Here is a 22,847-nt window from a genome sequence, read left to right as displayed (position 1 = left end):
TGGGATGAAGCGGAGACACACCGGCCCACGCATGCGGGGAAGGTGCGTGACCCCGCGGTGGGTTGATAAGGCGAAAGCATCCGCCACCAGAGGCTGGTGGCCGCTCGCGGAAGGATGCGGTGCGAGCTGGCTCGGTCACGCAGTGGGAACTGCGCCGCAACCTCGAAGACCGATGGTTGCCTGGCATGTCGCTGACGACGTCAGCAGGCATGGGGCCAGCATGGCGGGGCCTCGCGCGCGCGGCAGCAATCAATCGGCACCCGGGCGCTTCCCTTTGTCCGCGCCACCCGGCGCCTGTCACAGGCACTTGGCGCCGCGCAGGTGCTCGGGGGTATCGGCGCGCGGACGGCCGGGACGGCTCCAGGCGCCGCCACCGCGCGCGCCGATCAGCCGCCAGCCGGCGGCGCGCAGGCTGGCGCCACCTTCGTCGGGCATGGTGTAGGTGAGCAGGCGTATGTAGCCCAGCGCCCTTGCCGCCTGCCAGGCCGCGCCGTAGAGCTTGCTGCAGGCGCTGGGTGTGCCGTCGGTGCACAGCCGCGTGACTTCCAGCGTCCAGGTGCCGCGCGACCGGGCGGCCGACAATGGCCACGCCGTGGATCAGGTCGCTGTCGCTCAGCGTGACGGCCAGGGCGAACTTCGCGCCCTGGACCGGGCGGTGGTGGCGATGGTGCGACAGAACGAATGCATTGGCCGTGCGCAGCGACACCGGTAGGAGGTGCAGCCTCGGCGAGGTCGATGGCGTGTTCATGCGGTTGTCTCCGGTGGCATGCCGGCGTTGTGGCCGGCGGGGCGTGCCTCGGCGGCTGGAGACAAACGCGCACGCGCGGCGATGGCGGCGGTGCGAACAAAAGAAGGCCCCCGATGCGGGGGCTGCGAGGCGGTTGCCGCGTCAGGCGGGAGGCACCACTGCTAAGGACAGGTGCGTGGCGGTGGCGGAAAGCACGAGATCGTCCGCCGAGTGCTGGAGGCGCGTGAACAGGCCGTCCTTCGGGTCGAAATACTCCGCGAAGTCATCGCCGCCCAGCTCGCGGCCGGCGAGGTGCCACCAGTCATCGAACGGGTCGGTGTCCGGGTTGCATCCGACGGCGTAGGCGAGCAGTGCCTGGCGCCCATCCGGGCGACGCTCCCCACGCTCGGCGAGGAAGTACACGCCCTGATCCTTGACCAGGACAATGCGGCACTGATTGGGGACGTCTCAGAAAACGGAAAAAATCGTACGCTAAGCCGGTTGCAGCGGTCGTAGCGGCCTGAACTTGCCCGCGCCGATCTTGGCGCTGCTGCGCCAGAGGTAATCGCCGGTCAGGTTGATGTGCTCCCAGCCCAGCGGCGACAGGTACTGCAACAGGGCGTCATCGACAGTCTGGCCGTGACCGCGTAAGGCGTTTGAGGCCCGTTCCAGATAGACCGTGTTCCACAACACTATGGCCGCCGTCACCAGGTTGAGGCCGCTGGCCCGGTAGCGCTGCTGCTCGAAACTGCGGTCGCGGATTTCGCCCAGCCGGTTGAAGAACACGGCGCGGGCTAGCGCGTTGCGGGCTTCGCCCTTGTTCAGTCCGGCATGCACGCGGCGGCGCAGCTCGACGCTTTGCAGCCAGTCCAGGATGAACAGCGTTCGCTCGATGCGGCCCAGCTCGCGCAGCGCCACGGCCAGGCCGTTCTGGCGCGGGTAGCTGCCGAGTTTCCTGAGCATCAGCGAGGCCGTCACCGTGCCCTGCTTGATCGAGGTGGCCAGCCGCACCTTGGCGTTGATCGCCTTGCCGGACGCCTGGAACTGCTGCTGATGCTTGTGCTTGGCAGCGTTGAACAGCTTGCCCAGGATGCGGTCGTGCAGGTCGATGATTTCGTCGGTGACGGTGGCCATGCCCTCGATGGCGAGCGCACCAGGGTCGCGTAGCGGCGCTGTGCCTCGAACTTGGCCAGATCGGCGGGCGTCATCTGGCCGCCTTCGCGGGCGATCTTGAGCAGGCGGTTCTGGTGCACCGACCGCTCGATGCCGGAAGGCAGGTCGAGCGCCTGCCAGGCTTTGAGGCGCTCGATGTGTTCGAGTATGTGGCGCGAGTTCGGCTTGACGGGCGACTGGCGCAGCCAGGCCAGCCAGGTCGTCTTGCCGTTGTCGTGGCGCTTGAGCAGATCGTCGAGGCGGTGCCGGTGGGTGGCCGACAGGGGATCGGACAAGGCCGCGTAGATGCGGCGGTTGGCGCGGCTGTAGGCGTTCATCGAACACCTCCCTTTTCCTCATCCGGCGCAACAGGACAGTTGCTTCACGTCCTTGTTGAAGGTCTGCGCCGCGAGCTTCAGTCCCTCGACCATGGTCAGGTAGGGGAACAACTGGTCGGCCAGCTCCTGCACGGTCATCCGGTGGCGGATCGCCAGCGCGGCCGTCTGGATCAGTTCGCCCGCTTCCGGCGCGACCGCCTGTACGCCGATCAGCCGCCCTGAGCCAGCTTCCGCCACCAGCTTGATGAAGCCGCGCGTGTCGAAGTTGGCGAGCGCCCTCGGCACGTTGTCGAGCGTCAGCAGCCGGCTGTCGGTCTCGATGCCGTCGTGGTGCGCTTCCGCCTCGCTGTAGCCCACGGTCGCCACCTGCGGATCGGTGAACACCACCGCCGGCATCGCCGTCAGGTCCAGCGCCGCGTCGCCGCCGGTCATGTTGATCGCGGCGCGCGTGCCGGCCGCCGCCGCCACATAGACGAACTGCGGCTGGTCGGTGCAGTCGCCGGCAGCAAAGATGTGCGGTGCGCTCGTGCGCATGGCGCGGTCGATGACGATGGCTCCCTGCGCATTGACTTCGACGCCTGCCGCTTCAAGGTTCAGGCTGCGCGTGTTCGGCGCGCGACCGGTGGCGACCAGCAGCTTGTCGGCGCGCACTTCCCCCTGCCCGGTGGTGAGCACGAATTCCCCGCCCGCATAGGCAACGTGGCTCGCCTGGGTGTGGTCCAGCACCTCGATGCCCTCGGCGCGGAAGGCGTCTGTTACGGCTTCCCCGATGGCCGGGTCTTCTCGGAAGAACAGCGTGCTGCGCGCCAGGATCGTGACCTGGCTGCCCAGCCGGGCGAAGGCTTGCGCCAACTCGACCGCCACCACGGAGGAACCAATCACGGCCAGCCGCTCGGGGAGCGAGCTGCTTTCCAGCGCCTCGGTGGAGGTCCAGTGGGGTGTGTCCGCAAGGCCCGGGATTGGCGGAAGCGCCGGGCTCGCGCCGGTGGCAATCAGGCAGCGGTCGAAGTTCACCTCGTGCGTGCCGCCGTCAGCGGTCGCCACGGTCAGCGTGCGCGTGTCCCTGAACCGGGCCTCGCCGCGCAGCACGGTGATGGCCGGAGTGCTTGCCAGGATGCCTTCGTACTTGGCATGGCGCAGCTCCTCGACGCGGCCTTGTTGCTGGGCCAGCAGCCGCTCGCGCAGTACAGCGGGCGCTGCGGCCGGCAGGCCAGCATCGAACGGGCTTTCGCGGCGCAGGTGGACGATGTGCGCGGCGCGGATCATGATCTTGGACGGCACGCAGCCGACATTGACGCAGGTGCCGCCGATGGTGCCGCGCTCGATCAGCGTGACGCGGGCGCCTTGCTCCACGGCCTTCAAGGCAGCCGCCATCGCCGCGCCGCCGCTGCCTATCACAGCCACGTGCAGCGCTTGTTCACCGCCAACATGCTTCGTTTCGCCACCGAGCCAGCCCAGCGCCTTGTCTAGCAGGCCGGCAGGCTTGTTCGGCGTGTCGGTAAGCCGTGCGCGATAGCCGAGCGTGGCCACTGCGGCAACCAGCGGGGCCACGCTCACGCCTGCATCCGCCTCGATTTCGGCCTGCCGCTGCGGATAGGACACCGAGGCCGCGCGCACGCCGGGCACGTTCGTCAAAGCCTGCTGGACGTGCTCGGCGCACGACGTGCAGGTCATGCCTTCGATGTGGAGGGTGATCGCCTCGGCCATGATTACGCCCTCACTGCTTGACGCTGGACGGGTAACCCGCGTTTGCGGTGGCCTTGGTCAAGGCGTCGGCATTGGTCTTGGCCTCGTCGAAGGTGACGACGGCCTCCCGCTTCTCGAAGCTGACTTCGGCCTTCTCGACGCCGGCGACCTTGGACAGAGCCGTCTTGACCGTGATCGGGCACGCGGCGCAGGTCATGCCGGGCACCGACAGGGTGACGGTCTTGGTGGCAGCCCAGGCGGGCGCGCTTAGAGCGGCGGCCAGGGCGATGAGGGTGGTGAGGGTGGTGAGTTTCTTCATGGTGATCTCCTTTCAGTAGAACAGCGGCAGGACGTAGGGAAACGCGAGGGCAACCAGAACCAGGGCGGCCACGATCCAGAAGATCACCTTGTAGGCAGTCCGCACTTGGGGCACGGCGCAAACGTCGCCGGGCTTGCAGGCATGGGCTGGTCGGAAGATGCTGCGCCAGGCGAAGAACAGCGCGATGAGCGCTGCGCCGATGAAGATCGGCCGATACGGCTCCAGCACGGTCAGGTTGCCGATCCACGCGCCAGAGAAGCCGAGCGCGACCAGGACAAGGGGGCCGAGGCAGCAGGCCGAGGCGAGGACGGCCGCGACGCCGCCGGTCGCCAGTGCGCCGCAGCCGTTCTTGGGTTCCGACATAAGGTTCTCCTTCCGGGACTTCGCTTGATGCTGTAACGTTACTTCCGTAGTCAACTACGGAGTCAAGCGCCATGGAGAACGCTCAAGAGAATCTGACCATCGGGGCCTTCGCCAAGGCAGCCCGGGTCAACGTGGAGACGATCCGCTTCTATCAGCTCAAGGGCTTGCTACCCCAGCCGGAGCGGCCCTACGGTCGCATCCGCCGCTACGGGCAGGCGGACGTGGCGCGGGTGAAGTTCGTGAAGTCAGCCCAGCGCCTGGGATTCAGCCTGGATGAAGTCGGCCAGCTCCTGAAACTGGAGGACGGCACCCATTGCAGCGAGGCGGCCGAACTGGCTGCTCACCGGCTGGCCGATGTGCGCGCACGCATGGCGGACCTCACGCGGATGGAAGAGGCCCTGTCGACGCTAGTGAGAGAGTGCAACGCGCACCATGGCAATGTTTCCTGCCCGTTGATCGCAGCTTTGCATTGCTGCTAAAGGGCCCACTTCGGCTCTTAGCGTACGATTTTTTTCCGTTTTCTGAGACGACCCCTGATTGGCGATGGCTTCGGTCAGCACGGGGCGCAGGTCAGCGCCTTTGAATCGCAGTGACATGGATGAAATCTCCTGTGTGGAAGAATGAGAAAGGCCTCCATCCGATGGGATGAAGGGCCTGTAGTGCACGCGGCCGGAACGGCTGGAACGCCGTGGCGGATGCCTCGGGTCAGCCGCAGGACCGCCCGGTTTCGCTGCGGGGCGTCATGCCGGGACGGCCTGGCGCTTGCGGGCCGCTTTCGCGTCGAGGATGCTCACGTCGATCTGGCGCCAGCGCCCGTCGTCGATGAGCCTCTCCAGCACTTCGCCGAGCATGTCGAAATACACCTCGTCGTGCCGATCGACCAGTTCGACCGATTCACCGTTCTGACGGTGCAGTTCCACCACGTAGGTGTCTCCGCCGCGGTCGTAGAGGATCGTCACCCGGCCCTCGAACTTCGCGGTCGAGACCGTGAAGCTGATCGCCGGCGGGGTCTCGATGATCTTGGAGGGCGTGGGATCGACCCAGGTGAAGTCGCGGGCACCGGCATCCACCAGCATGTGGGTGATGCGCCGGAAGCGATCGGGGGCCGGCATCTCCTCCAACTGCTCGATGAGCTGGCCCAACTCCATGCACTGCGGCGTGGGAATGGGCAGCTTGGCCGGCGCCGAGCCGAGGATGTGCCTCGTGATGGTGTACGGCGTGCCGTCCGAAGTCTCCTCGGTGATGACCTCCGGCGTGTCCGCGCGCAGTCCGTCGAAGCGACGACGGGCATAGGGTTGGACATGCACCTTGGCGCCTTCGGCAGGAACCGTGGTCACCAGGCTGGGATCGAGCACCGCGAACTCGGAAGGCTTGAGCTTGACGACGATGGCATCGTCGGTCGCGGCGACCACCTTGCCGTCGAAGGGTTGGGGGTCGATGGCGAAGCCCAGCGTTGAGGACAGCGGCTGATCATCGAACACGCGGTACTTGAACGACCGCACGTTGCGGGGCACATGGCCTGCGACCAGCGAAGGCATCATGGATTTGATGAGGGAACGATCCATGGGGAAACTCCTTGAGGAAAAACAAGGGATTCCCCGCCCGCAAGGGAGAGGTCCCTTGTGGGTGGCGTGGATGGACGCGGTAGGTCCGTAGGAAGAAACGACCAGCACGGTTTCCCGCGCTTGCAGCCTCGAAGGTCTCGACTGCCTGGGCATGTGCCGGCAACGCCGACGAACATGGGGCAAGCATGGCCCTGGGGCGGTCTGCCTGCCCGCAGGAAACGGCACCGCACCACAACCGTTTTCCTGTGCTGCGGGCAAGAAAAAGCCCCTCGAAAGGGGCTGGAGGAATCAGGCTTGGTACACGAAGTAGTGCTCGCGCTGACGCGGAAAGAACACGTGTTTCCACGTGTCGCCGCTTGTGTTGCCACCGTCGAAGACGACCATTTCGTAGTCGTCCACGTCGGTGTCCACCAGGTCGGCGCTGGCGATATGGCGCATGTGCAGCGTGCCGCTCATGCGCTCGAATACCAGGATCTGGCCGATGGCATCTTCCTGGCTCATGGCGTTGACGCAGGCTCCGAGTTGGTGCTCGAAGTCGGATGCGGGTGTGATGAGGTCGGGGAACATGGGATCGCTCCTGTGAAAGTGCGCCGGCCCGGCTCTCTGGCGGGAGACCGGGCCGGCATGCGGTGAGGACAAGGAAGGCCGGGGATGTGTGTGGCAGCTATTCGCCGGCCAGCGATAGGCCCGGCAACACGGGTGCGTCGGCATCGAGGATGAGGATGCGCACGTCGGCCTGGCCGGCCAGTTCAAGGATCTGTGCCAGCTCGTCCGGCATGCCCTTGCTGCGGTGCTCCTGCCGAAGCTGCTCGGCGGCGATCCCCTCGACGTCCTGCAGGTGCTGGTCCGTCCAGGGCGTGGAGATCAGCTTGACGCCGATCGCCGGGCTGTAGGGAATCCGGAACGCGATGAACAAAAAGGCCTCCGGCGTCGCGAGGTCAGCCAGGTTGGCCAGGTACTGGCCGGTTTCGCGGCTGATGTGCGCGCTGCTGATTTCCCAGCACCGGCTGTAGTAGCCGGTCTCGAAGCTCAACCGCTGCACGACTTCCCGTGCGGCCTCGGCCGAATAGGTGTCGCCAATGTGGACGGGGCGGCCGTCGAAGTCGTCGCCGTGGATCGCGTACACCACGGCACCCACCATGCCTTCGCCGCTGCCCCCTTCAGCCGCGTCGCATTCGGCGATCAGTGCGGCGCCGACAGGTTCGGTGCCAGTCCTGACCACCGCGAAGTCGCTGGTGATGATGCAAGGAGAAGAAACCAGCGCCGCGTCGCAGAGGTGCTGCTGGCTCGGGTGGATGTTTCGCCAAACATGCGGGCTTCCGTCCTCGTAGCTGATGGACAGCGTGCGGACGATTTTCAGATTCCAGTAGCCGCGTAGAAAGGGATTGGGATTCTGGGACATGGGATTTCTCCAACAGAATAATGATGGAGCAAATCCCCGCCACCGGGAATTGACCCCGGTGGGTGGAAAGAAAGGAAACAGCGTCAGGTGACGCTGATCGTTGGCGTTTGGGCCAATCGCTCGGCGACGCGCCGGCGCAAATTCATGCGGAATGGCTCGTCGCTGACGCCCGCCAGCAGATTGATGGTCTCCAGCGCGATCAGGGCCGAAGCCTCTTCGATGTCGGCGGCCACAATGGTCTTGCGCAATTGGTCGCCGAGCTGGAGGGCCTGGGAGGAGGAGCTGATGAAGCGGACCTCGCGGCTCAGGTAGCAGCCGTTGCCGCCGAACTCGAACAGCCGCGGCTTGCTGCAGTACCAGCAGCCCTCGAACTGGATGGCGGTCAGGTGGTGCCCGTCATCGAACCGGGTGGCGATCAGAAACAATGCGTCGAGATCGGCGGTGTCCTCGAACGAATGACGGTCGATCAAGTTCCCCAGCTCTTCGTCCTCATCGGCACGGAAGTGCACGGCGAGCAGTTCGAGCAGCGGCGGGATCGACAGCCCTTCGTCGTCCGGCATCGGAATACCGAGTTGCGTGGCCAGGTCTTCCAGGCCATCGAGCACGTCCGGCCATTGCGGATTGGTGGTCTCGGCGATCTGGGCGATGTAGGCCTGCCCGTTGCCGGGGTGGCTCTCGTCCAGCGCGAAGGCGCCGAACAGCGCCTGGATGACGGGCGTCACACGGTCGAGCACGAGAACGCCGGTGGCTTCGTAGTAGTTGTTGGCCATGAAGGCTCCTTTCGATGAATGAACGGAGCCAGCCCTTGCGGACGATGGCATCCGCAGGGGAAACCGCCTGATGCCGGATGGCGCTGGGCGGGGAGAAAACGCGAGGGACATGGCCTCGAACGAGGCGCATGTCCCTCATGGGGTCCCGTGAACGCAGTGATGAAGGTGTGCCAGGGACCGGCTCACCAACCGCTGTAGTTCAGCAGCAGGTCGGCGATCACCTGGCGACGTTGCAGATCGAGACCATCGAAGTCCGACAGTCCTTGGAAGTGGCAGCGCTTGAGCATGGCACCGCCCTCGCGCGCGTTGTAGAAGCTGAACATGGCGGACAGGAACATGCGTTCCCCGCTGCTCAGGACGCCGAGTGCGTCGTTGGCACGCAGCATGTCGGGACGCAGATCCCACTTGCTCTTTGCCTGGTTCAGGCCTTCGCGCGTGCCGTCGCCAAACCATTGCGGGCCTGCGATCTCGACGCCGCGCTTCCAGACCTCGAAGAAGGCTTGGGGCGCGGCGGCGAAATGCTGCTCTTCCCGCATGATCTGATCGACGACTTCCTGGGGCAAAAGCTGGTTCATGACGTGGTTCCTCCAGTTGGATCAGGGTGTGGCGAGCTGGGACCAGCCGCCTCTTTCGAGGGCACGTTGAGCCGCGGCATAGCTGCGGAAGTACTGGCAGGATTCCCGCGAAACGGGACCTTCTGTATCGCGCGTGCCGATGTAGTGGCCGGCGGCGCTATGCAGGATTTCGAGCGGCAGGAACTTGCCGCAATGGATCAAGGCCAACTGGCCGAAAGAGGCTTGCTGGGACATGGACGGGCTCCTTGGAAAAAGCGGGGCCTCGTCCCTCACGGGATGGCAGCTCCCGCACGCGGTTGAGAAAAAAGCATCGGCGTCACGGGTGACGCGCGTCCGCAGACTCGATGCGATGGCGGACTGGCGGGTAGCGCGGAAAGAATCCGCGGCAGCCTGGAAACTCTGGCTGCTGGCATGGTGCTGACGAATCAGCGACACATGCGGGCAGCTTCATGCGCGAGGCGAGCCGCGTCAGCCGGAAATCGGCATTTGCAACAGCCCCGATTGGCGAACGCGGAAAAAAGAAAGCCCCGCAATAAGTGCGGGGCTGTCAGGAGGATGAGGCGAAACTGGGTCAGCGAGGCCTGTCGCCCAGTACATGCTGCTTCCACAGGGCGAATGCCTCGTCCGGTCCCAGCTCTGCGAGGATGACGATGGGCTGGCCCCGACGGGCACGCAGCGATGCGAAATACGCTGGCCGGTCGGCGATGGCGTTGAGCTTGATGCCCTTTAGGAACAGCAACTGGCGGGGGCGAACTTTGGTGGTAACGCAGGCATGATTGCGCTTGTTTGGGGCAAAAGGGCCAGCGAAGCGGGCGGACACGGCCAGAAAACCGCGACGAACTACTTGTACTTGCCAGGCGAGGCGAACGGGTGACATCAGCATATCGCTATGCGGTAAAGAAGACCGTCCTAAAGCTTGCAGGATCCCGGCATAGCTTCATCATCACCTCTCCGTGACGGCTCATTGGAACGAAAAAGGCCAGCATCGCCGTGATGGACTTTCATAATTGCCAGGTCAACTGGCTTGCGTGCTGTTTATTCACAGCAAGGCATTGCGACGTCGTTGCAGCAATCGCCGCCATCGCAACAGGGCGTTGCAGCAAAAGCGGCGGTGGGCGCTAGCATGAGGGCCAAGCCGCGGCCGCTCATGCTGGGGGCCGTTCTCTTCAGATTGGTGTCCTGCACCGTGTGCATTGCGAATTTCCGGATCGTCCCAATGTCACTGGGACTCCTTTGTGGCGGCCGGGTTCTCCACGCTCATGAACGACTGGGCCACCAGCGCGATCGCCCCGCCCACGATGGCCATGTCAGCGATGTTGAAGGCGGGCCAGTGCCAGCCGTGCAGGTGAAAGTCGATGTAGTCGATAACGTGCCCGCGCGTGGCGCGGTCGAACGCGTTGCCCAATGCGCCGCCCAGAATGAGGCTGTACGAAAGGCCTTCCGTTTTGCGCAGCGGCCGGGAGAGCAGCCATGCGAGCCATGCCGATATTGCGAACGCGATCGCCAGAAAAAACCACCGCTGCCAGCCGCCCGCGCCAGCAAGGAAGCTGAACGCCGCGCCGGGATTGAGAGCGTGAACTAGGTTGAAGAATGACGCCACCTCGTGCGACCAACCCAAGGGAGTTGTCGCGTCAATGTAGCTCTTAGCTGCCTGATCGCCGGCGAATATAACGATCGCGAGTGAGTACCACTGCGTCTTGCGAAGAGATGGTTCATCCATTGTTCATGCCGCCTTGAACTTCAGGAGGCGCAGCCCATTGACGACAACCAAAAGACTTGCCCCCATGTCAGCGAACACAGCCATCCACATGGTGGCATGCCCTGTGAACGTCAACGCAAGGAACACCGCCTTGATGCCAAGGGCCAGAACGATGTTCTGCGTGAGGATCGCCGCAGTGCTACGCGACAGCCGGATGAAGGCGGGGATCTTGCGCAGGTCGTCGTCCATCAGGGCGACGTCGGCTGTTTCGATCGCGGTGTCGGTGCCGGCCGCGCCCATGGCGAAGCCGATGTCGGCACGGGCGAGCGCGGGCGAATCGTTGATGCCGTCGCCCACCATGCCCACCTGGCCCTCGCCGCCGACCAGGCTTTCGATGGTCTTGAGCTTGTCTTCGGGCAGTTGGTCACCACGGGCTTCAGAGATTCCGACCTGGGCAGCGATGGCCGCGGCCGTGTGCTGGTTGTCCCCCGTCAGCATCAGCGTGCGCACACCCAGCGCCTGCAGGTCGGCCACCGCCTCACGGCTGGTTTCCTTCACGGTGTCGGCCACTGCAAAAATGCCGAGCACGGTCGCATCGTCCATCAGCAGGATCGCTGTCTTGCCTTGGCGCTCCAGGGTCTCCAGCCGAGCCTGGAGCGTCGCTTCGCTCAGGCCCAGCTCCTGGGCGAGCCTGTGGTTGCCCATGTGCAACATGCGCCCGGCGACGCGGCCGCGCACGCCGCGGCCAGGCAGCGCCGCGAAGTCGTCGACCTCGTGCAGCGCGATGCCGTCACGGTTCGCCTTGCGGGCGATGGCCTGAGACACAGGATGGTCCGAGCGTGCCGCGAGGCTTGCGGCCCAGGCGGCAACTTCCTGCGCCTCGCCGATCAGCGGCACGAAGTCGGTCTGCTCGGGCTTGCCATGTGTGAGTGTGCCGGTCTTGTCCAGGGCCAACGCCTTGAGCTTGCGCCCGCCCTCCAGGTAGACGCCACCCTTGATCAGGATGCCGCGTCGGGCGGCAGCGGCCAAGCCGCTGACGATGGTGACCGGCGTGGAGATGACCAGAGCGCAGGGGCAGGCGATCACCAGCAGTACCAGGGCCTTGTAGACCCAGTCAAACCATGCGCCGCCGAAGGCGAGCGGCGGCACGACGGCAACCAGCACGGACACCGCGAACACCGCCGGCGTGTAGACGCGGGCGAACTGGTCGACGAAGCGCTGCGTGGGCGCACGGCTGCCCTGCGCGGACTCCACGGCATGGATGATGCGCGCGAGCGTCGAGTCGCTGGCGCCTGCGGTCACCTTGTATTCGAAAGAGCCGGTCTCATTGATGGTTCCGGCGAAGACCTGGTCACCTTCGGCCTTCTCGACGGGCAGGCTCTCGCCGGTGATGGGCGCCTGGTTGATGGCCGATCGACCCGAGGTGATCAGGCCGTCCAGTGCGATGCGCTCGCCAGGACGCACGCGGACCACCGCGCCCTTTGCGACCTCCTTGGCCGGCAGCTCTGTCCATGAGCCATCGGCCTGCCGCACGGTCGCGGTCTCGGGCGCCAAGTCCATCAGCCCCCGAATGGCGTTGCGGGCGCGGTCCAGCGACTTCGCCTCGATCACTTCCGCCAACGCGAACAGGAACATGACCATGGCGGCCTCCGGCCAGTGGCCGATCGCCATGCCGCCGGTGACCGCGATGGCCATCAGGGCGTTCATGTTCAGGTTGAGGTTCTTCAGCGCGATCCAGCCCTTCTTGTAGGTGCTGAGGCCGCCGGTGAAGATCGAAACCAGTGCCAGCACGATCACGGCCCAATGATTGCCGTCGTTGACCCAGTACACGCCTTCGGCGGCCACCGCCGCAACGCCCGAAACCGCCATCGGCCACCAATTGGTCTTGTGCGCGGCCACCGGGGCATCGCGCGGCTCATCAGTCCTCTGGACCTCGGCTTCCATGCCCAGCGATTCGATGGCTTCGACTGCCGGCTTGATCGCGTCGGGTGTGTGCCGAACCGTGAGCGTGCGCTGCATCAGGTTGAAATCCATTCCCTGCACGCCCGGCATGCCTTGCAGCTTGCCGCGGATCAGACTTTCCTCGGTCGGACAGTCCATCTTCGCGATGCGAAGTACCGTGGTGGCTGTCTGCATGTCCTGCCGCGCAGCCTGCATTCCAATGGAAGCAAGCGCCTTCTCGATCGGCGCTGAGGTCGCCAGCGTGTGCTGGACTCCCAGCACACGCTGCATCAGATTGAAGTCGAGCGCGGTCACACCCGGCAGCTTGCCCAGCCGGTCGCGGATCAGCGCTTCTTCCGTCGGGCAATCCATGTTCTCGATCCGGTACGTCACCCGCTCGCCGATCGGCGGCGCGGAAACGGCAGCGGTTGGTTGCTGCTGCAGGGCCGAGGATGGGATCACAGCCGCGGCTTCGATCGGCCCCGTGTGGCCGAAGGTCTGCTCCTTGGCGCGCATGCCGATCGAGGCCAGGACCTGCTCCATCTGCGCGCGTGCCTGAGCGAGGTGTTTCACCGACAGGGTGCGCTCAGCGAGGTCGAAGTCGAGGTCCTGAATTCCCTCGACTGCCCCGAGGTGCGAGCGGATGAGTTTCTCCTCGCTCGGGCAGTCCATGTTCTCGATGCGGTAGGTGGTCGACACGGCGGCGTCTCGGACAGCCTGAGCCTTCATGCCCACCGAATTCAGCGCTTGCTCCAAGGCATCGGCCGAGACTTCGCGGTGCGAAATGGTCAACAAACGCTGCGGAAGATCGAACAGGAGCCGCTCGACACCGGGCATGCCCTCCAGCGTTCGCCGCACCAGTGCTTCCTCATTGCGGCAATCCATGTTGCTCACGTGGAAAACGGTGGTTTCAGTGCTGGCCTGCTCACTGGCGCACGCCGTCTGTTGGCCATTGCCGCCGGAGCAGGCGCATGGGCTGGAAGGTTCTTTGTTCATAGATCGCTCTTCATTGACAAGGTTTTCCCCGGATGCCATCATTAGAAAACCTCTAGTAGATATAGAGTCAAGTTTTTTATAGGAAGCAACCATGATGCGGATCGGTGAACTGGGCAAGAAGGCAGATTGCTTGGTGCAGACCGTGCGCTTTTACGAGTCAGAAGGCTTGCTGCCCGAGCCTGCACGTAGCGAGGGCAACTTCAGGCTCTATGACGAAGTCCATTTGCAGCGCTTGCTGTTCATCCGCCGCTGCCGGGCGAAGGACATGACGCTGGATGAGATCCGTCAACTGCTGAACTTACGGGATCGGCCAGAGTTGGGCTGCGGCGAGGTGAACGCGCTGGTCGACGCTCATATCGCGCAAGTGCGGACCAAGATGAAGGAATTGCGCGCCTTGGAGCGCGAGTTAATGGATCTGCGACGCTCCTGCGATAGCGCCCGAACCTCGCGCGAGTGCGGCATTCTCAACAGCTTGGCCGAGCCCGCCTGAAGCTCGAGCGTGTCATCGGTGCTGGAAGTGATCGGGTCCAGTTCTGAGAGCCACGTGCCGCGCTCCATCATGCGAAAGCGCGCGATTCTGACGTTTTGAGACGGCGTGCGACCGAGGGCGTGGCCCACAGGAGCCAGCGCGAGCCGGACGACCTGCGCGCCGCAATCTCCGCCACCTTACGGGTTCTCCAGGCCAGACCGAGCATCGCGGCGTGGCTGCGCAGGTGCAGGTGCAGGCCAAGGTAGCAGTGCGCCACGACGCGGCCCGACTCATGGGCACGCCACGCAACTCGCGATCGCTTCGCAAGAAGCCGCAAGGCCCGACTCGCGCAAGAATGCGACGTGGGCAAGATCGTATAGCCAGCAGCGCAAGCGTTTGCCGCTGCTGGCCGGCTCCGGAAGGGATAGACAAGCTGCGGGCCGTAGTCCATTGGAAAGTCCATCTTTCTTGAGTGTCACTCTTTGGCGCCCAGCGTGTGCTTTTGCGACCGGAAAGCGCTGAACAAGTGGCCCCCGGGCATCCAGAAATCGCCGTAGTTGACTTGGGCGTCTTCGTGCTCACGCTTGTGATGCCAGCGATGGGCTTCAGCCACCCCGATCAACAATCCCAACGGCCCGACCCGGTATCCCAGATTGGAGTGCTGGAAGGCCAGATGCACGACCAAGAAGCCGAGCCATGCGCCGACGGCCAACCACAGCTTGGAACGCCGCTACTGGCTCAACGGGGAGTGGAAAGGCCGCCCGCCCTCTAGCAAGGCGGCACAAGCGAGCGCGACGATCACTGTGAGTAGCTCCGTCGGAAAAGACGGCCGGCCGGTCGCGAGCTCGCCGAAGAGCACAACCGCAGTGGCGCCACGGATCAGTGGATAGCAGCCATACCGGATGACAGTCGCAATGAAGGGGGCGCATTGGTGCTCATCTGTTCTGTCCTAAAGCTCTGACTGGATTGGAAAACCTTCTAGCTACGGTAGAGTCAAGGGCGTCCGGGAAGACCCTGTGGCAAGTTCGTTGCATCTGCGCCTTGACTCTCCAGCCGCTACAGGCTTCAGCATCCATCGATTTGGAAGGAACAATGCATGGCTGAAAACCACAGAAATCACGAAAACGACGAGTTGGGCCGCCTAGATGCGAGCGATGCGAAGGACCGAAAGATTCTTCTGACTGTGTTGCTGATCAACCTGACGCAGTCCGCCGCCGGCATTGCCCTTGGCATCTGGGCTGGCTCTACGGCGCTGATGGGCGCCGGGTTGGACAACCTCGCCGATGCGTCGGTCTATGCGGTTAGCCTGTATGCCGTCGGTCGTGCGGCAACGGTCAAGGTGGGCGCGGCCCGCTTGTCGGGTTTCTTGCTAATCGGCCTGGCCGCGCTGCTGCTGTTGGAAGTCCTACGCCGCTTCGCTGGAGGGGAAGAGCCTGTCGGCCCAGCCATGATGGCCATGGCCGCGCTGAACGCGGCTTTGAACCTAGTGTGCCTCAGACTACTGCGCCGCCATCGCGGGGAAGATGTGAACTTCAAGGCGTCAGCGATCTTTACCAGCAACGACTCCATCGTCAATGGTGCGATTGTGCTGTCCGGGGTGCTGGTGATGGGGTTCGGGTCGAACATCCCGGATCTGGTGCTGGGCGTCATCGTGGCCGCAATCGCAGCGAATGGGGGGCGGGAAATCCTGCGCGAAGCATCGGAAACAGCTCGCCGTAAGGCGGGCACATAAGGCATGTTTTCGCCCAGTTCATCCCGAGGTTTACCTCTGCAAAAGAGGTAGTCCAGCCTTTGGGCTACGGCCTCGGCTGCAGCCGAGCGTACCATTGGCGATGGCCGCGCGATAGGCGGGCATGCCGTTCTCGACCTCCGTCTGCCGTACAGCAGCGGTGCGCAAGGTTGAGGGTGCATGTCGTCTCTCCTGTTCGTGTGGCCCAGGCCAATGGCCGGGCCGGGACGTTGATGGGCAGGAGAATGGCGCCGAAGGCCCAACGGCCTTCGGCTCGGGAGAAAAGAGGAACCACCCGTGGGCTGATTGGCAGGCCCGGTCGTCGCTAGAACCGTCTGCTCATCAAGCAATCACACCCGGCCCATGTCGTGGCTGGGGCCGGCATCGTCTGGCGCACATCCGCGCACAAAGGGAGCCCGTTTTTGCACCGGCGGGCACCGGCACCGATTACCGCTGACCACGAAGGGTCTCCCGGTGGCTCGTGCAGCCTGGCAAGCCACCGGGAGACCCTTCGCAGAGGGCGGAAGAAACGCAGATCAACAGAACGCGCGTGGTGCGGCTCGCAGAGAAGCTACCTTCAGGTCCCGCGGCCGGGGACGGCTGGGCGGGACGCGCACACGGATCAAGAAGGCGTTGCGCGCTGGGCGTCCCGCAGGGCATGCGGCGGAGTGCGGGACAGGGGCCACGCCGCCGAAGGCGGGCACGGCTCACGGGGAACGGGGGCGGTCAGGAGCCTTTGCGGCCGCTACGGCGCGGGCGCGAGGCGCCGCGCTTGGAGCTGCCGGATTCGACTGGCAGCGTGCCTTTGCAGTCCGGGTAGCGGCTGCACGACCAGAACGGGCCGCTCTTGCCGCTGCGCTGGCGCGTGGGTGCGCCGCACTGCGGGCATGCCGGCCCTTGGGGAACCTTGATGGACAGGGAGGCGCTGCCGTACTGCGCAATCAACTGCGAAATCCACGCGGCCTGCTTGCCGATGAACACGTCCAGGGTGAGCTGTCCGGCCTCGATCATGTCGAGCGCCTGTTCCCAGACGGCGGTGGTGCCAGGGTCGGCAATCGCCGCAGGCACGGCATCGATCAAAGTGAAAGCCGCATCCGAGGCGCGGATGGCGCGCCCCTTCTTCACGAGGTAGCCGCGAGCGATCAGGCCGCCGATGATGTTGGCCCGCGTCGCTTCGGTGCCGATGCCAACCGTATCCTTGAGCTTCTGCTTCAGGCGGGGATCGGACACCAGCTTGGCGACGCCTTTCATGGACTTGACCAACTCGCCTTGCGTGTACGGTTTGGGCGGCAGCGTCTTGAGTGCCTTGAGATCGACGTCGGCCACCTGGCATGCCAGGCCCTCATACAGTTTCGGCAGCGCGGGCAGCACCTGGGCGCGGACCGCAGTATCGCCCTCGCCATCACCGTCTTCGGCCTGCGGCTCGGCGAGCACCTGGCGCCAACCCGGGATGACAACCTGCTTGCCCGTGGCCGCCAGGTTCTGCCCCCCGCACGAAAACTTGGCCACAGTGCGGTCGAACTCGTGGTGAGGGAGGAACTGCGCCAGGTAATGCGACCGGATGAGCCTGTACACGGCCAGTTCCTTCTCGCTCATGGCGGAGAGCTTCGCCGGTTCGAGCGTCGGGATGATGCCGTGGTGCGCCGTGACCTTGCCATCGTTCCAGGCGCGCGAGCGCTGCGAGCGGTCGAGCTGGCCCATGATCGAGCGCAGCGAGGGATCGGTCTTGAGCAGGCTGTCGAGAACGGTGGGCACTTCGGCAAACATGCTCTCGGGCAGGTAGCCGGAGTCCGAGCGGGGGTACGTCGTGGCCTTGTGCGTCTCGTACAGGGCTTGGGCAATCTCCAAGGTTTCCTGCACGTCCAGCCCAAGCTGCTTGGAACACACTTCCTGCAAGGTGCCCAGGTCGAACGGCAGCGGCGGGCCTTCGCGGACACGCTCAGTCTCCACCGACACGACGTGGGCACTGCCCGCAGCGCGGATCTGCTGCATGGTCTGCTGTGCGACCGGCTGCCGCAGGCAGCGGCCTGCGTCGTCGGTGCACGCATCGGGTGGAACCCATTGCGCGGCGAAAGTCGAACCGCCTGCGAACAGGGACACGGCGATGGCCCAGTATGGTACGGACACGAAGCGCGCGATCTCGCGGTCGCGGTCCACAACGAGCTTGAGCGTCGGGGTCTGTACGCGGCCGACCGACAGCACGCCGTCGTAACCCGCCTGTCGCCCCAGCACCGTGAACAGCCGGCTCAGGTTCATGCCCACGAGCCAATCCGCACGGGAGCGCGCCAGCGCCGAGTGGTACATCGAAAGCGTCTCGGCCGAAGGCCGCAGCTTGCCCAGTGCCGCCCGAATGGACGCATCGTTGAGCGCCGACAGCCACAGGCGTTCGATGGGGCCGCGGTAGCCGCAAAGCTCCACGATCTCGCGGGCGATCAATTCGCCCTCGCGGTCGGCATCGGTGGCGATAACCAGGTGAGTCGCCTTCGCCAAGAGCGCCTTGACGACCTTGAATTGCGTGGCGGTCTTCGGTTTGACCTCGACCCGCCAGTGCTGGGGAATGATGGGCAACTGCTCAACGGACCATCGTTTGAGCTGCTCGTCGTAGGCCTCGGGCGGCGCCGCCTCCACGAGATGGCCGATGCACCAGGTGACCGTGACGCCGGAACCGTTGAGGCAGCCTTCACCGCGCTGCGTGGCGCCGAGAATCCGGCCAATGTCTTTGCCCTGGGAGGGCTTCTCGCACAAGAACAGCCGCATATCCGTCCATCCCGATTCCTGTTGTTCATGGAGTTGCTGGGATCGAGGATGCCGAGCGCAGCCCCTGGCAGCAGCAAACAAGCCGCATGCGGCAGCGACCGCTTTCACGCCGATGAAATGGCGAGTGCGGGGAAGGTGCGTGGCCGGAAGTGTGCGGGCCGAGAGCCGCGATTTCCGGGAGCGCGCGTGGAACTCGGTGGACGTTGGTGGAGCTATCCCCTGGGGATAATTCGCAGCGCATGGAGGGCGGCGAAGCACTGCGGCAGCCGCCCTCCATGCCCGATCACTTCCTGCGCTTGGTCTCTTTCGGCGCCGTCGATTCCTGGGTGGCCTGGGGCTTCGGCTCTGCCTCCTGTGGCTTCGGGCTGAGGGCCACAGACTCGATGCGGTACGGCAGGATGCCGACACTGCGCGCGTTGACCTGCCAAGTCTCACGCGGCTGATCTTCGTTGTCCGTCCAGGGGTCGCGCTCCATGCGGCCGACGACCAGCACCCGCATGCCCTTCTGGTAGAGCTGCTGCCAGCGGTCGGCGTCGTGGTGCCAGAGTTCCACCGGCGCCCAGAAGCCGCCGCGGTCCTCGAACTCGCCGCCCTTGGTGGGGACGGGGTTGTCGAAGTACACGTTCAGCCGGAGCAACCGGCGAGGATCGTCGTTGCCATTGGGGAATTCGCGGTACTCGGGAGGCGATCCGATGTTGCCCTCGCCGATGAATTGTGTGCTCATGTTGGAATCTCCGTGGTGGTTGAAATACCCGTGCCTCGTTGGGCTCGGGCGCGTGCTCGGATGGCAGGCGCAATCACCGATCGCGCACTGCGGCAGGAACGGACGCGAGCCGGCGCAGGTAGGTGTTGTCCGCCTGCGCGGCCTTGCTGGCGCATTCCTGTGCTTGCCTGCCCAGGGTGTGCAGCAGGCTGATCTGCATGTTCAGCATGACGCGCTGCAGTTCGATCTCGTGCAGGTCGTGCAGCAGGTTGACCGGCGTGCTGGGGCTCGCCATCAGCTCCTGCCACAACGCCACGCCCATGGCCGATCGATCGTGCTTGCGCCAGCGAAGAAAGGTCGTGCCTGCGCCAGTGGTCTGCTGGGCCAGCTCGACGGGAAGCAGGTGGAAGGGATGCCCGCACGCCTGTGGCAGCACCTGTCGCTGCGCCAGGGCAATCAACTCGTCGCGCATGGCGAAGCACTGGCTGGCCCAGGCCTCGAAGTCCCCTTTACCTTTAAAAGGCTTTAAAAGGCCTTTTAGAGAGGCCGCGTGTTCCAGCCGCATGAAGGCTGGCTGTTCCAGACGACGGAAGTAGCGCGGTTCGCGGTTCGGGTCGCTCATGCCGGTTCGTCCTCGCCGGCGGCTGTGGACTTGGCCTCGGCCGAATCGGCGGCAGCGCCTTCGTCGGTGGGAGATGCGGCTGCGGCAGCGCTATCACCACGCTGTTGCAGACCACGGCGCACGACGGGCGGCGCAAACTTCGAGCGGCGCATGCCTTCGAGCACGTCCTGCGGCAGTTCGCCGAACTTCTCCAATGCTGCCCGAGCTGCGGCGTTCTTGGCCGCGAAGTCGTCGCGGGTGCAGCCCGAGTAGCGGTATTGCTGGGCCAGGCTGAACAGGCTGCGCAGCGCGTGGGCACCTTCGTTGAGCCAGCGCTCCAACGTCGAGCGATCGATCAGCGCGGTGTGGTGGGCGAGGATCAGCTTGCGGGCGATGTCGTCGTAGTCGGCCAGCAGATAGACGGCGGCAAAGCCGAGCTGCGCGTTCACGAACAAGGGGAGCTTCACCGGCTGCACGTTGAGGTTCTCACCCAGGCTCAACGCCGCAGGCACGCCGGCCAGTGCCTGGTCAACCTGCTCGCGCAGCGATTGCAACGTGGTCCTGGTCTGGTCGAGCTTTTCCTCGATGCGCAACATCCACCAGTCGCTGTACGGGTCGTCCTGCTCCGAGCCGCGCTTCATCTTGTTCATCACGGCGATGTAGCCGTTCAGGCCGACGATGCCGGGTCGCCCCTCGGCGGCGGCGCGGCCATGCCAGATGCGCGAGGCGTGGTGGGTGTGCAGCGTCAGCGACATCGCGCTGCGCAGGGAGCCGAGGTTGAGTTGCAATGGTTCGTTGCTGGTTGCCATGGTGATCGCTCGCTGGTGGACAGGGAGCCGCCAGCATCCGCATGCAGCGGAAGGCAGTCAGTCAACAAACCGAAATGAGCCGACCCCCGGTTCTGTGCGCGCTGGCGGCGCAGCGCGCAACGGTCCCCTGGGGACCGCTCCGCAGATGGGCACTCACATCGGCGTTCCCGTCCTCGGTTGTTGACGGTATGCGTGCTGCACCGCACGTCGCGCTGCCGTTCGACACGATCCTTCGCCGCGCAGCCGTCCCCAGGGGACCGTTCCGTTGAGCGCCATGGAGGTCTGCTTCATGGTCTTGCATGCGCTCTACTCAGGTTTTGCGCAGCATGTCGCGCCGTCGCCCGGCGCTTCACCGCACAGCCGTCCCCAGGGGACCGTTTCTGCCGACCGCCATGGAGATCTACTTCACGGCTTTGACAAGCCCTGTGCTCAGGATTTGCGCAGCAGATCGCGCAGGCGCTCGATGTGCTGCCGGGCCACCTCGGGCGGCACGACGTTGCGCGGCGGCTCGGTTGGTGGCGCTCGCGCCGCCGATGGTGTTGGCGGTGCCGGGCCGGTCTGCTTGGCCCAGGCATTGAACTCGCCGCGCATGGCGCGCTGGATGATGCCGAACAGATAACCGGCGGGGTTGCGGATGCCATGCTTGCCGCACCGTGCGGCCCATTCGTCCAGCACGGCCTGCCGCAGGGCAGCGTCCACCTGCTGCAACGCCATCTTGGCTCCGGCCTGCTGTTCCGCCTTCAGTTCCGCGAAGCGCTTGGGCCATTGCAGGTCGCCCAGCGCACGCGCCTGCGCGGTAGTACGTACTTCATCAATACGACTACTACGTACTGTACGGTCCTGCTTCGAATTCCGAAGAGCGCCGTCTGGCGCGGGTTTCGGCCCTGCTTCGGATTCCGAAGATGGGCGATCGCCATTCCGAAGAAGGCTCGCGGGCCCTTCTTCGGAATCGTGGACCGCATCCTCCTGTGGATAACTTTCGGAGGCGGTGATGCCCTGGTCGGCCAGGCGCTCGGCGAGCACTTGCAGCCGCGACGGCAAGGTGCGTCCGGACAGCATCGGGTCGTCCGCGATCTCCTGGAGGGTGTTGAGTCCCACCACCTGGACGGCCTTGGCCGAATGCCCCAGCGACTGGCTGACCAGGGCCAGGTAGTCGGCGTCGAGTTGCATCGCCTCGAACGGCGTCAGCGGTTCGTCGTGCAGGACGTAGAGGTTGCCGAGGATGCGACCGGTCTTGGGGTCGCGCCGTCGTCGCACGAGGCTCAGCCAGCGCGTCAGGCGCAGCAGCGTCAGCGCCCGCGCCACGGTCTCATGGGAGGCCTGGCCTGCGCAGGGCATCGACGCCAGCCAGGGGCGCAACTGCTCATAGGTGGGAAATGCCGTGACGCCATCGTCGTTGAGCATCAATCGGAACACCTGCCAGGCGTTGCGCTCCAGCGGTGTCAGGCGGCGGTCGAGGAACAGCCGCCGCGGCACGCTCTCGTGCCGATTGCCACTGAACAGGAAGGCGTCGCCGGACGTAGGAGGCGTGGGCGTTGGAGCAGGCAGGGACGCGGGAGCGCCAGAGCTGGACTTGGGCGCGAGGTCCTTCAGCGCAGCGTCGAACAGGTCGGCGAGTGCGATGGGGCCAGGGCGCTGGGCTCGTGGGGCGGTGTCGTCCACGGCCATGGCCTAGCCCAATCCCTGATCGACCCAGTTCCTGATCGCGGCCCAGACCACCGAGAGCGGCAGCGACATGCCCTCGGCCAGGTCCATGGCCGCATCGAGAATCGAGGTCTCGTCCTCCAGATCGACGTTCCTGCTGCTGGTCACGGCTTTCCATTGCCGCCACAGTTCGGTGTCCTGGGTCTCGTCCAGGACGGGGTGGCGCCCCTTGCGCTTGGGCAGGCCGAGGATCTCCCGCCGCAGGGCGACTTCCTGATGGGTCAGGCCATAGAAGCGGCTGACCATCTCCGTGCTGGCCCCCAGCCGCAGCATGCGATCGACCGTGGCGATTTCCTTCTCCACGTCCTGTGCCTGGTTGAGCAGGCGCTGCAGCACTTCGCGGTTGACCGTGACCGAGCACCACGAGACGCTGGCGTTGGCCAGCACGCTGATCAGCGCGGGGTGCTTGAGCGCATCCAGCTCGGCCTCGCCGAAGCCCATGGCCTTGCAGCGGCGCAGTTGGCCGTTGCGAAGGTCATACAGCGCCTGGGCAATCACGGCCTGGTTGAGCGGATGCGATGTGGACATGCGGCCTCCCTCGC

At 65.1% G+C, this 22,847-nt stretch carries 24 protein-coding genes and 3 pseudogenes; 3 read left to right on the top strand and 24 right to left on the bottom strand.

Features of this window, described 5'->3' with window-relative positions:
- Nucleotides 1-297 precede the first annotated feature (297 nt).
- The 7 genes and pseudogenes from AT699_RS32150 to merT form a co-directional block, all read right to left on the bottom strand.
- Nucleotides 298-748 (bottom strand): annotated as a pseudogene (locus AT699_RS32150) (XF1762 family protein).
- Nucleotides 749-889: 141 nt separating this feature from the next.
- A pseudogene (locus AT699_RS05355) lies at nucleotides 890-1,186 on the bottom strand (DUF3085 domain-containing protein); the annotation flags it as partial.
- A 33-nt stretch (nucleotides 1,187-1,219) separates the two neighbouring features.
- A pseudogene (locus tag AT699_RS32460) lies at nucleotides 1,220-1,738 on the bottom strand (Tn3 family transposase); the annotation flags it as partial.
- Nucleotides 1,702-2,217 carry a Tn3 family transposase gene (locus AT699_RS32455; protein WP_003098931.1) on the bottom strand — a complete coding sequence of 172 codons (516 nt, stop codon included), beginning with the start codon at nucleotides 2,215-2,217 and terminating at the stop codon, nucleotides 1,702-1,704. The pseudogene AT699_RS32460 and the gene AT699_RS32455, both read right to left, overlap by 37 nt.
- Before the next feature lie 18 nt (nucleotides 2,218-2,235).
- Complete coding sequence (gene merA / locus AT699_RS05340; protein WP_003098932.1) at nucleotides 2,236-3,924, bottom strand: mercury(II) reductase; 1,689 nt, start codon at nucleotides 3,922-3,924, stop codon at nucleotides 2,236-2,238.
- A gap of 10 nt (nucleotides 3,925-3,934) precedes the next feature.
- Nucleotides 3,935-4,222 carry a mercury resistance system periplasmic binding protein MerP gene (merP, locus tag AT699_RS05335; RefSeq protein ID WP_003116826.1) on the bottom strand — a complete coding sequence of 96 codons (288 nt, stop codon included), beginning with the start codon at nucleotides 4,220-4,222 and terminating at the stop codon, nucleotides 3,935-3,937.
- Nucleotides 4,223-4,234: 12 nt separating this feature from the next.
- A complete protein-coding gene (merT, locus tag AT699_RS05330) occupies nucleotides 4,235-4,585 on the bottom strand; it encodes a mercuric ion transporter MerT (protein ID WP_003116827.1) in 351 nt (116 codons plus the stop codon).
- 71 nt (nucleotides 4,586-4,656) lie between these two features.
- Between merT and merR the strand changes: the two genes are divergently transcribed.
- A complete protein-coding gene (gene merR, locus AT699_RS05325) occupies nucleotides 4,657-5,064 on the top strand; it encodes an Hg(II)-responsive transcriptional regulator (RefSeq protein ID WP_003098939.1) in 408 nt (135 codons plus the stop codon).
- 261 nt (nucleotides 5,065-5,325) lie between these two features.
- On the opposite strand, the gene AT699_RS05320 is transcribed toward merR, so the two are convergent.
- The 9 genes from AT699_RS05320 to AT699_RS05280 all read right to left on the bottom strand — a co-directional run bounded on the left by AT699_RS05320 (nucleotide 5,326) and on the right by AT699_RS05280 (nucleotide 13,533).
- On the bottom strand, nucleotides 5,326-6,150 hold the full coding sequence (locus tag AT699_RS05320; protein WP_003098941.1) for a hypothetical protein: 825 nt from the start codon (nucleotides 6,148-6,150) through the stop codon (nucleotides 5,326-5,328).
- A 288-nt stretch (nucleotides 6,151-6,438) separates the two neighbouring features.
- A complete protein-coding gene (locus AT699_RS05315) occupies nucleotides 6,439-6,717 on the bottom strand; it encodes a hypothetical protein (protein WP_003116828.1) in 279 nt (92 codons plus the stop codon).
- A gap of 97 nt (nucleotides 6,718-6,814) precedes the next feature.
- The gene (locus AT699_RS05310) at nucleotides 6,815-7,552 is read right to left on the bottom strand and encodes a DUF5983 family protein (protein ID WP_003116829.1); all 738 of its coding nucleotides are present in this window, start codon (nucleotides 7,550-7,552) and stop codon (nucleotides 6,815-6,817) included.
- Between the two features lie 83 nt (nucleotides 7,553-7,635).
- Nucleotides 7,636-8,322: a hypothetical protein gene (locus AT699_RS05305; protein ID WP_003116830.1), complete on the bottom strand. Its 687-nt coding sequence runs from the start codon at nucleotides 8,320-8,322 to the stop codon at nucleotides 7,636-7,638.
- Between the two features lie 182 nt (nucleotides 8,323-8,504).
- Nucleotides 8,505-8,897 (bottom strand): hypothetical protein, encoded by a 393-nt coding sequence (locus tag AT699_RS05300; protein ID WP_003116832.1) that lies wholly within the window; start codon nucleotides 8,895-8,897, stop codon nucleotides 8,505-8,507.
- A gap of 21 nt (nucleotides 8,898-8,918) precedes the next feature.
- A complete protein-coding gene (locus tag AT699_RS05295) occupies nucleotides 8,919-9,131 on the bottom strand; it encodes a hypothetical protein (RefSeq protein WP_003116833.1) in 213 nt (70 codons plus the stop codon).
- Nucleotides 9,132-9,468: 337 nt separating this feature from the next.
- Nucleotides 9,469-9,780 carry a hypothetical protein gene (locus AT699_RS32450; RefSeq protein WP_003108988.1) on the bottom strand — a complete coding sequence of 104 codons (312 nt, stop codon included), beginning with the start codon at nucleotides 9,778-9,780 and terminating at the stop codon, nucleotides 9,469-9,471.
- Between the two features lie 336 nt (nucleotides 9,781-10,116).
- Nucleotides 10,117-10,617 (bottom strand): signal peptidase II, encoded by a 501-nt coding sequence (gene lspA / locus AT699_RS05285; RefSeq protein WP_003098955.1) that lies wholly within the window; start codon nucleotides 10,615-10,617, stop codon nucleotides 10,117-10,119.
- Between the two features lie 3 nt (nucleotides 10,618-10,620).
- Nucleotides 10,621-13,533, bottom strand: coding sequence for a heavy metal translocating P-type ATPase (locus tag AT699_RS05280; RefSeq protein ID WP_003098961.1), 2,913 nt, complete (start codon nucleotides 13,531-13,533; stop codon nucleotides 10,621-10,623).
- A 91-nt stretch (nucleotides 13,534-13,624) separates the two neighbouring features.
- Here AT699_RS05280 and cadR point away from each other — a divergent pair, with 91 nt between their 5' ends.
- The gene (cadR, locus tag AT699_RS05275) at nucleotides 13,625-14,023 is read left to right on the top strand and encodes a Cd(II)/Pb(II)-responsive transcriptional regulator (RefSeq protein WP_003098965.1); all 399 of its coding nucleotides are present in this window, start codon (nucleotides 13,625-13,627) and stop codon (nucleotides 14,021-14,023) included.
- A gap of 67 nt (nucleotides 14,024-14,090) precedes the next feature.
- Here the strand turns inward: cadR and AT699_RS32145 are convergent, their stop codons facing one another.
- Both AT699_RS32145 and AT699_RS32140 read right to left on the bottom strand, forming a co-directional pair.
- Complete coding sequence (locus AT699_RS32145) at nucleotides 14,091-14,453, bottom strand: DUF3703 domain-containing protein (protein WP_196495817.1); 363 nt, start codon at nucleotides 14,451-14,453, stop codon at nucleotides 14,091-14,093.
- Between the two features lie 24 nt (nucleotides 14,454-14,477).
- Entirely contained in the window at nucleotides 14,478-14,687 is a 210-nt protein-coding gene (locus AT699_RS32140; protein ID WP_014747696.1) for a hypothetical protein, read from the bottom strand.
- A 411-nt stretch (nucleotides 14,688-15,098) separates the two neighbouring features.
- On the opposite strand from AT699_RS32140, the gene AT699_RS05265 reads away from it, so the two are divergent.
- Nucleotides 15,099-15,734: a cation transporter gene (locus tag AT699_RS05265; protein ID WP_003098972.1), complete on the top strand. Its 636-nt coding sequence runs from the start codon at nucleotides 15,099-15,101 to the stop codon at nucleotides 15,732-15,734.
- Nucleotides 15,735-16,457: 723 nt separating this feature from the next.
- Here AT699_RS05265 and AT699_RS05260 read toward each other — a convergent pair.
- The 6 genes from AT699_RS05260 to AT699_RS05235 all read right to left on the bottom strand — a co-directional run bounded on the left by AT699_RS05260 (nucleotide 16,458) and on the right by AT699_RS05235 (nucleotide 22,833).
- Nucleotides 16,458-18,488: a DNA topoisomerase III gene (locus AT699_RS05260; RefSeq protein WP_003116834.1), complete on the bottom strand. Its 2,031-nt coding sequence runs from the start codon at nucleotides 18,486-18,488 to the stop codon at nucleotides 16,458-16,460.
- 283 nt (nucleotides 18,489-18,771) lie between these two features.
- Nucleotides 18,772-19,212, bottom strand: coding sequence for a single-stranded DNA-binding protein (locus AT699_RS05255; protein ID WP_003098976.1), 441 nt, complete (start codon nucleotides 19,210-19,212; stop codon nucleotides 18,772-18,774).
- A 73-nt stretch (nucleotides 19,213-19,285) separates the two neighbouring features.
- Nucleotides 19,286-19,813 (bottom strand): DUF3158 family protein, encoded by a 528-nt coding sequence (locus AT699_RS05250; protein WP_003098978.1) that lies wholly within the window; start codon nucleotides 19,811-19,813, stop codon nucleotides 19,286-19,288.
- On the bottom strand, nucleotides 19,810-20,601 hold the full coding sequence (locus AT699_RS05245) for a PFL_4669 family integrating conjugative element protein (protein ID WP_003116836.1): 792 nt from the start codon (nucleotides 20,599-20,601) through the stop codon (nucleotides 19,810-19,812). The genes AT699_RS05250 and AT699_RS05245 overlap by 4 nt, the downstream gene beginning before the upstream one ends.
- 429 nt (nucleotides 20,602-21,030) lie before the next feature.
- Entirely contained in the window at nucleotides 21,031-22,269 is a 1,239-nt protein-coding gene (locus AT699_RS05240; protein ID WP_003116837.1) for an STY4528 family pathogenicity island replication protein, read from the bottom strand.
- A 3-nt stretch (nucleotides 22,270-22,272) separates the two neighbouring features.
- Complete coding sequence (locus AT699_RS05235) at nucleotides 22,273-22,833, bottom strand: DUF2857 domain-containing protein (RefSeq protein WP_003090097.1); 561 nt, start codon at nucleotides 22,831-22,833, stop codon at nucleotides 22,273-22,275.
- Nucleotides 22,834-22,847 lie beyond the last annotated feature (14 nt).

Source organism: Achromobacter xylosoxidans (assembly GCF_001457475.1).
GTDB classification, from domain to species: Bacteria; Pseudomonadota; Gammaproteobacteria; order Burkholderiales; family Burkholderiaceae_B; genus Achromobacter; species Achromobacter xylosoxidans.
Note: the sequence above shows the minus strand (reverse complement) of the source record. Positions and strands in the feature narration are given on the sequence as shown.

Bases quoted from the DNA above. Each gene is read 5' to 3' on its own strand.
- AT699_RS32455 (WP_003098931.1), bottom strand. From the start codon at position 2,217: ATGAACGCCTACAGCCGCGCCAACCGCCGCATCTACGCGGCCTTGTCC.
- merA (WP_003098932.1), bottom strand. From the start codon at position 3,924: ATGGCCGAGGCGATCACCCTCCACATCGAAGGCATGACCTGCACGTCG.
- merP (WP_003116826.1), bottom strand. From the start codon at position 4,222: ATGAAGAAACTCACCACCCTCACCACCCTCATCGCCCTGGCCGCCGCT.
- merT (WP_003116827.1), bottom strand. From the start codon at position 4,585: ATGTCGGAACCCAAGAACGGCTGCGGCGCACTGGCGACCGGCGGCGTC.
- merR (WP_003098939.1), top strand. From the start codon at position 4,657: ATGGAGAACGCTCAAGAGAATCTGACCATCGGGGCCTTCGCCAAGGCA.
- AT699_RS05320 (WP_003098941.1), bottom strand. From the start codon at position 6,150: ATGGATCGTTCCCTCATCAAATCCATGATGCCTTCGCTGGTCGCAGGC.
- AT699_RS05315 (WP_003116828.1), bottom strand. From the start codon at position 6,717: ATGTTCCCCGACCTCATCACACCCGCATCCGACTTCGAGCACCAACTC.
- AT699_RS05310 (WP_003116829.1), bottom strand. From the start codon at position 7,552: ATGTCCCAGAATCCCAATCCCTTTCTACGCGGCTACTGGAATCTGAAA.
- AT699_RS05305 (WP_003116830.1), bottom strand. From the start codon at position 8,322: ATGGCCAACAACTACTACGAAGCCACCGGCGTTCTCGTGCTCGACCGT.
- AT699_RS05300 (WP_003116832.1), bottom strand. From the start codon at position 8,897: ATGAACCAGCTTTTGCCCCAGGAAGTCGTCGATCAGATCATGCGGGAA.
- AT699_RS05295 (WP_003116833.1), bottom strand. From the start codon at position 9,131: ATGTCCCAGCAAGCCTCTTTCGGCCAGTTGGCCTTGATCCATTGCGGC.
- AT699_RS32450 (WP_003108988.1), bottom strand. From the start codon at position 9,780: ATGCTGATGTCACCCGTTCGCCTCGCCTGGCAAGTACAAGTAGTTCGT.
- lspA (WP_003098955.1), bottom strand. From the start codon at position 10,617: ATGGATGAACCATCTCTTCGCAAGACGCAGTGGTACTCACTCGCGATC.
- AT699_RS05280 (WP_003098961.1), bottom strand. From the start codon at position 13,533: ATGAACAAAGAACCTTCCAGCCCATGCGCCTGCTCCGGCGGCAATGGC.
- cadR (WP_003098965.1), top strand. From the start codon at position 13,625: ATGATGCGGATCGGTGAACTGGGCAAGAAGGCAGATTGCTTGGTGCAG.
- AT699_RS32145 (WP_196495817.1), bottom strand. From the start codon at position 14,453: ATGGACTACGGCCCGCAGCTTGTCTATCCCTTCCGGAGCCGGCCAGCA.
- AT699_RS05265 (WP_003098972.1), top strand. From the start codon at position 15,099: ATGGCTGAAAACCACAGAAATCACGAAAACGACGAGTTGGGCCGCCTA.
- AT699_RS05260 (WP_003116834.1), bottom strand. From the start codon at position 18,488: ATGCGGCTGTTCTTGTGCGAGAAGCCCTCCCAGGGCAAAGACATTGGC.
- AT699_RS05255 (WP_003098976.1), bottom strand. From the start codon at position 19,212: ATGAGCACACAATTCATCGGCGAGGGCAACATCGGATCGCCTCCCGAG.
- AT699_RS05250 (WP_003098978.1), bottom strand. From the start codon at position 19,813: ATGAGCGACCCGAACCGCGAACCGCGCTACTTCCGTCGTCTGGAACAG.
- AT699_RS05245 (WP_003116836.1), bottom strand. From the start codon at position 20,601: ATGGCAACCAGCAACGAACCATTGCAACTCAACCTCGGCTCCCTGCGC.
- AT699_RS05240 (WP_003116837.1), bottom strand. From the start codon at position 22,269: ATGGCCGTGGACGACACCGCCCCACGAGCCCAGCGCCCTGGCCCCATC.
- AT699_RS05235 (WP_003090097.1), bottom strand. From the start codon at position 22,833: ATGTCCACATCGCATCCGCTCAACCAGGCCGTGATTGCCCAGGCGCTG.